The following is a 13,355-nucleotide window of genomic DNA, read 5'->3' on the forward strand; positions in this document are numbered from 1 at the left end:
CTGAAGGTGGCCTTCACGTGCTTTCGCCGTTGCCTCAGCGGCCGGAGATCACCTCGATGAGGCTGGGCCAGCCCTCCTTGCCACGGCCGGCGGCGATGGTGCGTGCGTACAGGCTCTGCACCGCCTTCGGCAGGACCGTGTCCACCCCGGCCGCCTCGCTGGCACCCACGATGTGGTCGGCCGTGGCGCCCATCATCACCACGGTCGCGCCGTCGCCGGGGTACTCGCCGTCCTCCAGCTGCTTCACCACGTCGTCGAAGTAGTACGACAGGGTGTCGAAGGTTTCCTTGGCGTAGGGCGAGAACGTGCTCGGCGAGACGCCCGCCGACCCGACCAGCGCGTTGGCGTGCAGGTAGGCCGCCAGCGCGGTGAGGAACATGTCCAGCTGCGCCTGGTAGTACAGCTGCGCCAGGGCGTGGTCCTCGCCGCGGTAGTCCGGCCTGCCGATGCGCGCCAGCGTCGCCTCGAACCGGTCGAACTCGGCCTTCGGGCCGCTGTAGAACACGTAGGCCTGCTCGGTGCCGACCAGTTCCTCCGGCACCATCACCCCGCCGACCACCAGCTTCGCGCCACGCGCGGCCAGCCAGTCGGCCGCATCCCTGCTGGCCTGCGGGGTGTCCGAGGACAGGTTCACGATCACCCGGCCGGCCAGCGCGTCCTCCGCCTGGCCGAGGATGTCGTACATGGCCTGGTAGTCGGTCAGGCTCAGGACCACCAGCTCGTTGGCGGCCAGTGCCTGGGCCACCGAGCCCGCCGGCACCGCGCCCTCGGCGACCAGCTCGTCGGCGCGGCTCACCGTGCGGTTCCACACCGTCGTGGGGTGACCGCCGGCCAGGAACCGCCGGACCATCGCCCGGCCCATCGGGCCCAGCCCGATCAGCGTGACACCGGTGGCGTTCTTCTCGGTCATCGTCGTCCTCTCGTGGTTGTTCGCTTCGAGGACCACGGTGCCCGCGGGCTCGCACGAACCACTGTGGATCCACGCACGGTAGGTTCGACCGGTGCGATTCGGGGTGCTCGGGCCACTGGCCGTGTGGACGGCCGACGGCACGCCGGTAGGGGTCCCCGAGCCGAAGGTGCGGGCCCTGCTGGCCGACCTCGTTGTCCACGCCGGAACGGTGGTCTCCGCGGACCGGCTCGCCGAGGACCTGTGGGGCGACCGCCAGCCCGGCAACCCGGCCAACGCCCTGCAGACCAAGATCTCCCAGCTGCGCAAGGCACTCGGCGACCCCGGACTGGTCGTCCGCACGCCGCCCGGCTATCTCCTGCGGGTGTCACCCGGCGCCGTGGACGCGCACCGCTTCGCCGAGCTGACCGCCCGCGCCGCCGCCGAACCCGGCTCCAGGGTCGCCCTGCTCACCGAGGCCCTCGCCCTGTGGCGGGGCGAACCGCTGGCCGACTTCGCCGACGAACCGTTCGCGCGGCCGGTGGCCCGGCGGCTGGCCGAGGACCGCCTGGTGGCGCTGGAGGACCTCGCCGAGGCCCGGCTGGAGCGGGGCGAGCACGGCAGGCTGGTCGGCGAGCTGGCCGACCTCGTGGCCACGTACCCGCTACGCGAGCGGCTGCGGGCCCTGCACCTGCGCGCGCTCTACCGCGCGGGACGGCCGCAGGAGGCCCTCGACGGGTTCCACGAGCTGCGCCGCCGCCTCGCCGACGACCTCGGCCTGGAACCCGGGCCCGACCTGACCGCGCTGCACCAGGCGATGCTGGCCAGGGACCCAGCACTCGACGCCCCGCCGCCGGCGCCGGGCGGCAACCTGCCCGCGGCGGTGACCGACCTGCTCGGCCGGGGCCCCGCGGTCCGGGAGGTCCGCGGCCTGCTGGAGTCGGCCCGCCTGGTCACCCTCACCGGGCCCGGTGGCGTCGGCAAGACGTCCCTGGCCCTGGAGACCGCCCGCCGGATCGCCGACGGCTATCCCGACGGCGTCTGGCTGGTGGAACTGGCCGGGGCCGAGCAGCACACCTGTCCCGGACCGGACGGCGTCACGGAGGCGATCGCCACGGCACTGGACATCCGCGGCCCGCTGCACACCGCGGTGCGGGACAAGGACATGCTGCTGGTCATCGACAACTGCGAGCAGGTGATCGACGCCGTCGCGACCGTCGCCGGCGGGCTGCTGGCGGCCGCGCCCCGGCTGCGGATCCTGGCCACCAGCCGGGAACCGCTCGGGGTCGGCGGCGAGGCACTGTGGGCGGTGCCGCCGCTGGGCGTTCCCGGGCCGGAGGCCGCGACCTCCGCCACCGTCCGCGACCACAGCGCCGTGCGGCTGTTCGTCGCCAGGGCGGCCGCCGCCGCACCGGGGTTCACCCTCGACGACACCAACGCCGCCGCCGTCGCGCGGATCTGCCGGGCACTCGACGGCATCCCGCTGGCACTGGAACTGGCCGCCACCAGGATCCGCGCGCTGGGACCGGACGAGCTGCTGCGCAGGCTCGGCGACCGGTTCCGGTTGCTGGACGGCGGGCGCCGCGGCGTGCCCGCCCGGCAGCAGACGCTGCGCGCGATGATCGACTGGAGCTGGGACCTGCTCGACGAGCCCCAGCGGCGGACCCTGTGCAGGCTCGCCGTGCATCCGGAAGGCTGTGCGCTCGACGCCGCCGAGGCGGTGTGCGCGGGTGACGGCGTGGACGCCGCCGACGTGGCCGGACTGCTGACGCAGCTCGTCGACCGCTCGCTGGTCGTGGCCCAGCCCGGCCCGCGCTTCCGGCTGCTGGAGTCGGTCGCCCACTACTGCCTCGAACGCCTCGACGACGCCGACGCCGTCCGGCTGCGGCACGCGCGGTTCCACGCCGGCCTGGCCGCACGGGCGGACCCGCTGCTGCGCACCGGCGATCAGCGGCGCTGGCTGGAACGGCTGGACGCCGACACGGCGAACCTGCGAGCGGCACTGGACACCTTCGCCCAGCACGGCATGGCCGACGACGCGCTGCGGCTCACCGAATCGCTGGTCTGGTACTGGTTCCTGCGCGGCAGGCTGGCCGAGGCACGCCGGTCGCTGCGCACCGCGCTGGACGTCGGCGGCGGCGACCCCGCGTTGCGTGCCACCGTCACGGCCTGGGAGCACGCGATCACCGTCTTCGCCGACCGTCCTGACGGGCAGCCGCCACCGGTGCGCGGCCGCGCGCTGTGGTTCCTCGGGCACGCCGCCGCGACCATCGGCGACATGGACGGCGCCCGGCGGATCACCGAGTCGGCGCTGGCCGGCTTCGCGGCCGACGGCGACCGCTGGGGCATCGCGGTCTGCCGGATCGACCAGGTCAGCCAGGCGATGGCGACCGGCGACTTCGCCGCCGCCCGACGTTACGCCGCCGAGGGCGACCGGCTGTTCGCCGAGACCGGCGACCGGTGGGGACAGCTCCAGGCCACCTTCGCGGGTGGCACGCTGGCCAGCGTCGCCGGCGACTACGCCGAAGCCGCCCGGCTGCACACCGAGGGCCTGCGCAGAGCCGAGGAACTGCAGCTGTGGCCGGAGGTGTCCTACCAGCTGTCCTGGCTGGGCCGCACCGCGCTGCTGACCGGCGACCTGGCCGCCGGCCGCGAGTACCACGAGCGCGCGATCCGGGTCGCCGCCGAGCAGGGGTTCACCCCGGCGCGGCGCTACGCCGAGACCGGTCTCGCGCTGGGCGCGCGGCAGGAGGGCAGGCTCGACGAGGCGGAGCGGCTCCTGCTGTCGGTGCTGGACTGGCACCGCGACGTCGGGTTCGAGCAGGGCGGCTCGCTGGTGCTGGCCGAGCTGGGGTTCGTCGCCGAGCTGCGCGGCGACGCCGACGCCGCGCTGCGGCTGCAGCGGCAGGGCCACGACCTGGCGCTCCGCGGTGGCGACCCGCGGGCGATCGCGCTGGCCAAGGAAGGGCTCGCCGGGGCCCACGCGCTACGCGGCGAGCACGCCGTCGCGGCACGGCTGCTCGGTGCCGCGACGAGGGCCCGCGAGTCGGTCGGCACTCCCCTGCCACCCGCCGAGCGCGGCGACGTCGACCGCATCACCGCGACCGTGCGCGCCGCACTGGGCGACGAGGCGTTCGCGGCCGAGTTCTCAGCGCCCGCGGAAGGTGGCCCGGTAGGCGGTGGGTGTGACGCCGATGGCGGCGTGCAGGTGCGCGCGTAGCGACCCGGCGCTGCCGAAGCCGGTCCGCCGCGCCACCTGGTCGACGTCGAGGTCGGTCTCCTCCAGCAGCTGCCGGGCCAGCTCCACCCGCTGGCGGGTCAGCCAGCGGGACGGCGACGTCCCGACCTCCTCCCGGAAGCGCCGGGTGAACGTGCGCACGCTCATCGACGCCTGCCCGGCCAGCTCACGCAGGGTCAGCGGCCGGTCCAGCCGGTCCAGTGCCCAGGCCCGGGCCGCGCCGGTCGCCGCGACCCGCGGCTCGGCCACCGGGCGCGGGATGAACTGCGCCTGCCCGCCGTCGCGGTGCGGCGGGACGACCGTCCGCCGGGCGACGTCGTTGGCGACCGCCGCCCCGTGGTCGCACCGGATCAGGTGCAGGCACAGGTCGATCCCGGCGGCCTCGCCTGCCGAGGTGAGGACGCGGCCGTTGTCGGTGTAGAGCACGCCGGGCTCCAGCCGCACCCGCGGGTACAGCAGGCGGAACTTCTCAGCCGACAGCCAGTGCGTGGTGGCCACCGCCCCGTCCAGCAGCCCGGCCGCCGCCAGCGCGAACGCCCCGGTGCAGATCGACGCGATCCGCGCCGACGGCCGGATCAACGCGAACGCCGCCGCGAGCGGCGCGGGCAGCCTGCCCTCGGTCTCGGTCTCGTCCGGTTCATGAGTGGCGGGTACCAGCACCGTGTCGGCCCCGGCCAGCACCTCCGGGCCGACCGTCACCTCGATCGGGAAGTCCGCGTCGGTGCGGACCGGGCCAGGCTCCAGCGTGCAGGTCACGACGTCGTAGAGCCGCGTGCCCTCCGGGGAGATCGCCTGCCGGAACAGCTGGTGGACGATGCCCAGTTCGAGCGGCATGACGCCGTGCCGCACGAGAACGGCGACGCGGTGCATGGCCCGATCCTGACACACGTTGGCCTGCGGGCCGGTCGTCGCGGCACCCGTCGGCCCGCATCGTGGAGGACACCGACGAGCGAAAGGAGCCCGGCATGCGGGTCCTCTGGGTCTACGCCCACCCCGACCACCACTCGCTGAACGCGGCGCTGCGCGACGAGGGCCTCGCGGCGCTGACCGAGGCCGGCCACGAACACCGGCTGTCCGACCTGTACGCGATGAAGTGGAAGGCCGTACTGGACCGCGACGACTTCACCGGCCCGCCGGAGCCGGACGCGACGCTCAGCGCGGCGTCCCAGCACGCCTACACCGGCGGCACGCTGTCCCCGGACATCCGTGCCGAACTGGACAAGCTGGCCTGGGCGGACACGCTGGTGCTGCAGTTCCCGCTGTGGTGGTACGCCCCGCCGGCCATCCTCAAGGGCTGGATCGACCGGGTCTTCGTCAAGGGGTTCGCCTACGGCGTCCCGGGCCGCCGCTACGGCGACGGCAAGCTCGCCGGCCGGCGCGGGCTGGTGGTGACCAGCGCCGGGGCGCGGGAACCGGGCCTCGGGCCACGCGGAATCCACGGCGACCCCCGGCACATCCTGTACCCGCTGCTGCACGGAACCCTGTGGTACACCGGCATCGCGGCACTGCCACCGGTGGTGGTGCCCGGCGCGGACCGCGTGAGCGCGGCGGACTTCCGCGCCGCCGCGGCCGGCCTGCGGGACCGCGTACTGTCCATTCCGGACACCGAGCCGATCCCCTACCGGCACGAGAACGGCGGCGACTACGGTCCCGGCCTGGTGCTGCGGGACGACCTGGCGCCCGGCCTCACCGGCCCGGACATCCACCTCCGCTGAGCCGCTGCCGCAGCCCGCTCAGATGCCGCTCCAGTCCGTGCTCAAACACCGCGTCGAGGTCGCCGGCGATCTCCTCGGACAGCTCGCCGAGCCTGCTGAAACCGTGGGCCCGCAACACGGTGTTCAGCTCGGCGTCCCTGGTGACCCACCACTGGTCCGACGTCAGCCCGGTGTCGCGCTGTGCCTTCACCTCGACACCGCCCAGCAGGGCCATCCCGCCGACGAACGCCGACAACGCGATCACCTCGGTGGTCAGCTCGGCGGGCGAGAGCCCGAGACCGTCGAGTGCGCGCAGCGTCCACTCGGTCTGGGCCATCGCCTCGGGTACCAGCAGCGGCCGGGTCAGCGAGATGTGCTCGGCCAGCCACGGGTGCTCGCGGTAGAGGTCCCACTGCAGCCGGCACACCAGCCGCAGCTTCGCCTCCCAGCCGTCCGGGCCCGGCTCGGGCAGCGGCCGAGCGCCGAAGGCGGACCGGATCATCAGCAGCACCAGCTGTTCGCGACCGCTGACGTGCCGGTAGAGCGACGTCGGCGGCACGCCCAGGTCGGCGGCCAGCCGCCGCATCGACAGCGCGCTCATCCCCTCGTCGTCCGCGATGTCCATCGCGGCCCGCACGATCCGTGCCACCTCGAGTACCGCCTCCGGTCCCCGTGCCGCGGCCGGTGGCGTGGCGACCACCGTCGCGGCCCCCGGCCTGGTGCGGACCCAGCCCTGCTGACGCAGCAGCCCGAGTGCCTTGGCCGCGGTCGCCATCGCGACGTTCCACTCCCTGGTCACCGCCCGGGTCGACGGCACCGGGTCGCCGGGACGCAGCCTGCCGGATCGGATCTGCTCGGCGATCGCGGCGGCGATCCGGCGGTACGGCGGCTCGGCCATATCTCCACCGTACTAGAACAGTGGCGACGCCGACTAGAACACTCCCCCTGATTTTCTTGCCTCGCAACGGCTCCGCCGGGAACGTTGTACGCATGACAGTGCAGCAGCAGACAGTCGCGGGCGGCGGCGCCGGCGACTTCATGACCGTCACCCACCTGACCGTGCGCGGCAGCCAGACCGAGATCGGCCGCGTGCTGGCCGAGCACGCCCGTGACAGCTACGGCTGGCAACCGCGCCCGGCCGAGCCCGTCCTGGCCGGTGCCCGGCGCCGCTGGTTCGAACGCAACTGGCCGCAGCACCACGCCCGCCTGCTCGGCGTCGCCGCTGCCACCGGCACCCGACCGGACAGCGCACACCTCGACGGACTCGGCGGAATCCCCGCCGGTTCCGGCTGTTCGGCGACCGCGTACCCGCCGTCGGCCACCGACGAGGGGAACACGCTGCTGGGCCGCAACTACGACTTCTTCACCACCAGCATGTCGGCACTGGTGGCGAGCATGACCGGCGCGCCGCAGCCCGCCACGCCGGAGCCGCCGGTCTCGTCGCGGCCGTACGTGCTGACCACCGTGCCCGACGACGGCCCGGCCAGCACGCTGATCACCATGAACGAGCTGGACGGCGCCATGGAAGGCGTCAACGAGCACGGTCTCGCCGTGGCGCTGCTGATCGCCGACGGGGAGAACGCCACCCCGCCGGGCGACACCACCCCGCAGGTGGGCCTGTCCAGCGTGCAGCTGCCCCGGTTCCTGCTCGACACCTGCGCCACCGCCGAGGAAGCCGAGCGGGCGCTGCTGGACGCCAAGCAGTACGACCACGGGATGCCGCTGCACTACCTGGTCGCCGACGCACACGGTGACGCGTTCGTCTGGGAACGCGGCCGCGACGGGCACGAGCACGCGATCCGCGCCGACGGCGCGCTGTGCGTGACCAACCACCCGCTGCACCGGCATCCCGACCCGGCGCGGCTGCCGGCCGACAACGACGAGACGATGCTGTCCTACGGCCGGTACCAGCGCCTGCACAAGGAATCCGCGACCACGACCTCGGCACGCCGGCTGCGGGACACGCTGGACGAGGTGGCCTTCGGCGCGGACACCTACGCGGCCTACCCGGTGCGCACGCTCTGGCAGTCGGTGTTCGACCTGGGCACACGCACCATGTCGACGCGGTTCTACCTGGCCGACGACCGGTACAGCCCGGAGATCGTCTTCACAGCGTCAGCGTGATGGCGTGCGCGGCGGCCGCGGTGACGGCGGTGGCCAGGGTGGCGGCCGGGACGTGGACCGCCAGGCCGCCGCGCACCGTCCGCGGCCGGCACAACGCGGCGCAGCACAGCCCGGGCAGGCCGATCAACAGGCCGGTGTGCAGCAGCGTGGTCAGCGTCGCCCGGTCCCACTGGCCGAGCCAGGCCCTGCCGAACTCGGTCAGTGCCGCGGCCGCCGTCAGCGCCAGCACCCAGGGCGCCGCCCGGCGCAGCCGGTGCAACGCGGTGGCGAAGCGATCCGGGGCGGCGAACGCGGCCCACAGCGTGGATCCGGTCACGGCGAGCACCAGCACGACGAACTGCTGCGGCAGGTCCAGGCCGTCGGCCAGCAGCAGCACCGCGACGACGGCGGCGGTGCCCAGCACGGCCACCGCGGCCGTCGCGGCGCGGTCGGCACCGGTCAGGAACACCCGGAGCAACGCGCCACCCGCGACCACCGGAACGGCCGCCAGCAACGTGACCCGCAGGATCGCCGGGCCGATGTCGATCGGCGAGGTCACCACATGGTCGTGGCCCTGCGCGATCTCCAGGATCATCGCGCGGCGGCCAGCGCACAGGCGCAGGACATCCGCTCGCGTTCCGCGGCCCGGGGGCGCTGGTGCAGCAGCATCCCGACCAGCATCGGCACGAACACGATCGCGTTGTAGACCAGGTGCAGCTCCACCCGGGGGATCACCAGCTGGATGATGCTGGTCGGCGCCGGCTTGCCCAGGATGTTCGACCCGGTGAGCGCCTGCAGCAACAACAGCAGGTGTTCGAAGTGGTGCCACACCTGGATCCACATCGCGATCCGCCACCACCGCCCGGACCGCCCGTGGAACCCGTGCCGCAGCACCACCAGCCCGAACAACATCACCACGGCGTAGCCGTAGTGCATCCACTCCGAACTGACCAGCCACGGGAACGGAATCCCCAGCACCCCACGCGCCTGCGGCACCGGCCAGCCCAGCGCGTAGATCTGGATCGCCTGGGCGATGTGCTCGGCCCAGTGCGCCACCACGATCACCAGGAAGCCGTACAGCGCCAGCTTGTGCCAGCGGGTGTTCAGCGCGGTGATCGCGTCGGACCACCGCCCCTGCCGTACCGGTGTCGTCATCATGCGTTTCACGCTAGACGGCACCGGGTTCTTCATGGGTGCGCTCTTCAGCGGGGCACGCGTACCGCCGCGAGCTGGGTCGCCTGGGCGACCGGACGGCCCTTGCTGTCCCAGGCGCGGGCGGTCTCGTCCATCCGGCCGCCGCCGACGTCGGTGGCGAACATCCGCACCCGGACCGGGCCCGGCGCGGGCAGGCGCCGCAGGTACGCGGTGAACTGCACGGTGGGCGCCCAGCCCGGCATGCCGAGGTCGTAGGAGACCGGCGGCACCGGGTCCAGCGCGACGAGCAGGCTCAGCGGGTCCCAGTCGGAGCCGTCGGCCAGCCGCTGCCAGGAGGAGATCACGCCGTCGCCCGCCGGTTTACCGACGGCGAACCCGGCGTGCCGCGGGTCGACCCGCTGGTCGACGACATCGAGCAGGTTCACCCGGAAGCCCGCGCCCGGGGCGTCGGCCGTGGCGGGTACGCAGTTCTCCTCTGGCGGGATGTCGATCGGCTCGACCGAGGACCACCACGAGTCCGCGTCGTCCAGCGTGCCCTGGGTGATCAGCGCCTCGGCGGCGGGCTTGCCCTCCTGGACCAGCGTGGCACGCAGCTGGCTGACACCCGTTCCGGCCCGCAGCAGTTCGACCGCGACGGTCGCCGGGCCCGGCCGCGGCGGGACGGCGAACGATCCGCTGATCGCGGTCAGGTGCGGGTGGTGGGCGATCTCCCCCGCCGCCCTGGCCATGACCGCGAGCAGGTAGCCGCCGTGCAGCTTGTCCCCCACCGTCCACTGTGGATCGAGCTCCGCCGTGAACTCGGCGCTGTCCGGAGCCGTCCTGCTGACGGCACTGGCTGCGGCGAACGCACTCATGCCGCTCCCCTTTCGACGTTGACAGCGTCAGGTTGACACTGTCAACGTAACGGTGTCAACCTTGTCCGATGGCAGGAACGCGAACCCGCTACCGGCCCGGCGAGGGCGACCGGCTGCGCGAGGAGGTCCTCACCGCGGCCGAGGCACTGCTGGTCGAGGCGGGCACCGACGAGGCCGTCACCCTGCGTGCCGTCGCGGCCAGGGTCGGGGTCACCACTCCGTCGGTGTACCGGCACTTCCCCAGCAGGGAGGCCCTGCTGTCGGCGACCTGCCTGCGGGTCTGGGGCGAGCTGGACCGGCGGGTCCGCGAGTACATCGCGGGCGTCGACGACCCGCTGCGGGCGCTGGGCCGCTGCGGCAGGGCGTATGCCCGGTTCGCGCTGGAGCACCCCGTGCAGTACCGGGTGCTGATGATGCGCCCGTCCCCGTCACCCTCCCCCGGGGTGGCCGCCTGCTTCCGGCACGTCGTCGAGGTGACGGCGGCCTGCGTGCGGGCCGGTGTGATGCGGGGCGACGCCGAGTCGCTCGCGCTGAGCATGTGGTCCGCCCTGCACGGGTGCGTCACGCTGCTCATCACCCAGCCCGACTTCCCGTGGCCGGACGACGTGGAAACGGTGGTGGACAACGCCATCCGCATGGCCGGGTTCGGCGCCGCACTGTCCAGCCGGATCCCCCGGGAAGCCACCCCGGCCAGCGCCGACCTGGCCGCCGGCCTGGACTCCCTGACCACGGCCTGGACCTAGACGGCCTGGGCCTCGCCCGCGCGGTAGGGCCTGGCCTGGATCTCGTACAGGTCCCGGTAGGCGCCGCCCCGCGCCATCAGTTCGTCGTGCGTGCCCTGCTGCACCAGCCGCCCGCGCTCCAGCACCAGGATCCGGTCCGCCGTGCGGATGTTGGCCAGCCGGTGCGTCACCAGGATCGTGGTGCGGCGGCGGTCGCCGTCGAGGCTGGCCGAGTTCAGCGCGGCGAACACCCGCGCCTCCGCGCGGGCGTCCAGCGCGGCGGTCGGCTCGTCGGCGACCAGGACGGCCGCGTCCCGGTAGATGCCCCTGGCGATGCCCATCCGCTGCCACTGCCCGCCCGACAGATCCTGGCCGTCGTTGAACTTCTTCGACAGCACCGTGTCCTCGCCCCGGGGCAGCCCGTCGATCACCTCGTCCACACCGGACCGGCCGACCGCGTGCCGCCACGCCGCGCCCTCCGGATCGTCGCGGTCGACCCTGCCCACCGTGACGTTGTTGCGCGCGGTCATCGGCCACTCGGCGGGATGCTGGGCGATCACCGCGATCTGCTCGTGCACCGAACGGCGGTCCAGCGTGGTCAGGTCCGCGCCGTCCCAGGTGACCACGCCCTCGGTCGGCGGATACAGGCCGGTGATCAGCTTGCCCAGCGTCGTCTTCCCCGACCCGTTCTCGCCCACCAGCGCAACCACCTCGCCGCGGCGGATGGTGAAGTTCAGCCCGGTCAGCGCGGGTTCGGGCTGGCCCGGATAGCTGAACGTCACGTCGTGCAGCCGGATCTCCGCCGGGTCCTCCGGTGCCGTGATCGCCGACGACGGTGCCCTGCGCTGGGCCGCCTCCGCCAGCAGCTTGCGGTAGAAGTCCAGATGGAACGAGTCCTCGTAGAGCAGGTTGACCGCACGCGTGGTCTGCGACAGCGACTGCGACGCCGTCCGCATCGCCAGCACAGCCGTACCGGCCAGCGCCAGCTCCATCGCCTGCGTGTACAGCAGCAGGCCGAGCACGACGTAGGCCGCGCCGGTGCCGACTCCCGCGGCCGCCCGCCCGGCCAGCCGCACCAGGTTGCTGCGGTGCGCCAGCCGGATGTCGTCGTCCATCAGGCTCGCCGCCACCCGCCGGTACTCGCCGAGCAGCCGGTCCTGCAACGTCAGCGCGTGCCGCTCCAGCGCCAGATCACGGTAGGTGGCCGCCTCCTCGATCACCGACTTGCGCATGTTCCGGGTGACCGTGTCCAGGAAGTGCTGGTAGTTCATCTTCGCCACCCGCGCCGACGCCCAGCCGTCGGCGAGCGCCGCCAGCAGCAGCACCGGCGCCAGCCACGGGTTCAGCACCGCGGCGGTGACCAGCGCGGCGATCAGCGCGATACCGGACGAGACCAGGGCCGCGATCTCCCGGAGGCTGGTGTCGATCGACCGGATGCCCTGCCGCGCACCCTGCCTGGCCAGCTCGCGGAAGTCCGCGTCGTCGAACGCCAGCAGTTCCACGCCGACCACGGCCGCGGTCACCTCGTCGTCGGCCGCCCGGGTCACCCTCGGCCGCAGCGCGCCCTCGACGGCGGCGACCGCGGCGTCCAGCAGCGCCCGCAACGCGTAGGACCCGACCACGACGGCGATCGCGGGCAGCGACTCGACGACCCGCTCCGGCGTCGGCCCCTGCTGCAGCAGCGCGGTGAACACGTCCGCGGTCGCCAGCAACCCGAACGCGGTGACACAGCCGGACACCACGTGCACCACGCCGGCGAGCGCGGTCAGCCCCGGCGAGGTCGCCCACGCCAGCCGCAGCACGACCGCGACCGCCCTGGGCAGGCTCGCCAGCGCCTTGCGGAACCCCGCCTTGGCGACCTTCGCGTCGACGGCCGCCCACCGCGGCGTGGCGATGTCGGCCACGCCGATCAACGGTTGCGCTGTCATTCCCCCACTACTACCGCAGGGCACCGACAGTTCCCGGCTGAACTCCCGGGGAACAGGCCGCAACGGGTCGGCGACCGACGGGGTGCGACGGGCCGCTGCGGCCCTATGCTGTCGCGAAATACTTGTTGATATACAAGGACATTTTCCGATGGGCCTCGTGATCAGGATCGTCGAGCTGGTCCTATCATGGCGCCGTTCGTTCGCCGTCCCCATCCGTCGTCGTGCTCCCGAAAGGGGAAACCACACCATGTCCGACGTCATCAGCACCTACGGCCGCTCCGAGACTCCCCAGACTCCCGAGACCGCTGAGACTCCCGAGCCCATCGCCTACGACGACTCCTTCGACGCCACCGAGGACGACGCCGTCGCGGAGGAGACCGACCAGGCCGAGACGGTCGACGAGGAGGAGAACGAGGACACCGCCGAGGCCGGCGAGGAGACCGCCGAGGCCAGGCCCGCCGCGGCGACCCGCGGTGGCACCTCGGTCGACGACGCCGTCGTGTCGAAGATCGTGACCATGGTGACCGGCAAGGCCGACGGTGTGCACGGCGTCGGCGACGAGGGCACCTCGGTCACCGTCGAGGGCGACGTCGCCCGGATCACCGTGGCCGTCGTGGTCGAGTTCGGGCACGTGGTGAAGACGCTGGCCGAGCAGGTCCGCGTCGACGTGATCGACGCCGTCGAGAAGTACCTCGGCCTGGACGTCGAGACCGTGGACGTCCGCGTCACCGACGTCCACTTCCCCGAGGCCGGCTGAAAGGCGCATGAAGGCCAC

The 13,355-nt window shown here is 73.3% G+C and carries 12 protein-coding genes; 5 read left to right on the forward strand and 7 right to left on the reverse strand.

What is annotated here, in order from left to right; translation table 11 throughout:
- Positions 1–34: 34 nt before the first annotated feature.
- Complete coding sequence (locus EWH70_RS11655; protein ID WP_130475337.1) at positions 35–910, reverse strand: NAD(P)-dependent oxidoreductase; 876 nt, start codon at positions 908–910, stop codon at positions 35–37.
- A 91-nt stretch (positions 911–1,001) separates the two neighbouring features.
- On the opposite strand from EWH70_RS11655, the gene EWH70_RS11660 reads away from it, so the two are divergent.
- The gene (locus tag EWH70_RS11660; RefSeq protein ID WP_130475338.1) at positions 1,002–4,106 is read left to right on the forward strand and encodes an ATP-binding protein; all 3,105 of its coding nucleotides are present in this window, start codon (positions 1,002–1,004) and stop codon (positions 4,104–4,106) included.
- Here EWH70_RS11660 and EWH70_RS11665 read toward each other — a convergent pair.
- Entirely contained in the window at positions 4,035–4,994 is a 960-nt protein-coding gene (locus EWH70_RS11665) for a GlxA family transcriptional regulator (protein ID WP_130475339.1), read from the reverse strand. The genes EWH70_RS11660 and EWH70_RS11665 overlap by 72 nt on opposite strands.
- A gap of 95 nt (positions 4,995–5,089) precedes the next feature.
- Between EWH70_RS11665 and EWH70_RS11670 the strand changes: the two genes are divergently transcribed.
- Positions 5,090–5,839 (forward strand): NAD(P)H-dependent oxidoreductase, encoded by a 750-nt coding sequence (locus EWH70_RS11670; RefSeq protein WP_130475340.1) that lies wholly within the window; start codon positions 5,090–5,092, stop codon positions 5,837–5,839.
- Here EWH70_RS11670 and EWH70_RS11675 read toward each other — a convergent pair.
- Entirely contained in the window at positions 5,811–6,716 is a 906-nt protein-coding gene (locus EWH70_RS11675) for a TetR/AcrR family transcriptional regulator C-terminal domain-containing protein (protein WP_130475341.1), read from the reverse strand. The two genes, EWH70_RS11670 and EWH70_RS11675, sit on opposite strands and share 29 nt — an antisense overlap.
- Positions 6,717–6,808: 92 nt before the next feature.
- On the opposite strand from EWH70_RS11675, the gene EWH70_RS11680 reads away from it, so the two are divergent.
- Complete coding sequence (locus tag EWH70_RS11680) at positions 6,809–7,942, forward strand: C45 family autoproteolytic acyltransferase/hydrolase (RefSeq protein WP_130475342.1); 1,134 nt, start codon at positions 6,809–6,811, stop codon at positions 7,940–7,942.
- Here the strand turns inward: EWH70_RS11680 and EWH70_RS11685 are convergent.
- The 3 genes from EWH70_RS11685 to EWH70_RS11695 are packed head-to-tail and all read right to left on the reverse strand — an operon-like array spanning position 7,926 to position 9,930.
- The gene (locus EWH70_RS11685) at positions 7,926–8,516 is read right to left on the reverse strand and encodes a DUF6239 family natural product biosynthesis protein (protein ID WP_130475343.1); all 591 of its coding nucleotides are present in this window, start codon (positions 8,514–8,516) and stop codon (positions 7,926–7,928) included. The genes EWH70_RS11680 and EWH70_RS11685 overlap by 17 nt on opposite strands.
- Entirely contained in the window at positions 8,513–9,079 is a 567-nt protein-coding gene (locus tag EWH70_RS11690; RefSeq protein ID WP_130475344.1) for a hypothetical protein, read from the reverse strand. The genes EWH70_RS11685 and EWH70_RS11690 overlap by 4 nt, the downstream gene beginning before the upstream one ends.
- Before the next feature lie 44 nt (positions 9,080–9,123).
- Positions 9,124–9,930, reverse strand: a complete 807-nt coding sequence (locus EWH70_RS11695) for a thioesterase family protein (protein ID WP_130475345.1) — start codon at positions 9,928–9,930, stop codon at positions 9,124–9,126.
- A 68-nt stretch (positions 9,931–9,998) separates the two neighbouring features.
- Here EWH70_RS11695 and EWH70_RS11700 point away from each other — a divergent pair, with 68 nt between their 5' ends.
- Positions 9,999–10,673 (forward strand): TetR/AcrR family transcriptional regulator, encoded by a 675-nt coding sequence (locus tag EWH70_RS11700; protein WP_130475346.1) that lies wholly within the window; start codon positions 9,999–10,001, stop codon positions 10,671–10,673.
- On the opposite strand, the gene EWH70_RS11705 is transcribed toward EWH70_RS11700, so the two are convergent.
- On the reverse strand, positions 10,670–12,580 hold the full coding sequence (locus EWH70_RS11705) for an ABC transporter ATP-binding protein (protein ID WP_130475347.1): 1,911 nt from the start codon (positions 12,578–12,580) through the stop codon (positions 10,670–10,672). The genes EWH70_RS11700 and EWH70_RS11705 overlap by 4 nt on opposite strands.
- A gap of 247 nt (positions 12,581–12,827) precedes the next feature.
- On the opposite strand from EWH70_RS11705, the gene EWH70_RS36145 reads away from it, so the two are divergent.
- The gene (locus EWH70_RS36145) at positions 12,828–13,337 is read left to right on the forward strand and encodes an Asp23/Gls24 family envelope stress response protein (RefSeq protein WP_240686936.1); all 510 of its coding nucleotides are present in this window, start codon (positions 12,828–12,830) and stop codon (positions 13,335–13,337) included.
- The last annotated feature ends 18 nt before the right edge of the window (positions 13,338–13,355 follow it).

The sequence above is a fragment of the Amycolatopsis suaedae genome, assembly GCF_004214935.1.
Taxonomy (GTDB): domain Bacteria; phylum Actinomycetota; class Actinomycetes; order Mycobacteriales; family Pseudonocardiaceae; genus Amycolatopsis; species Amycolatopsis suaedae.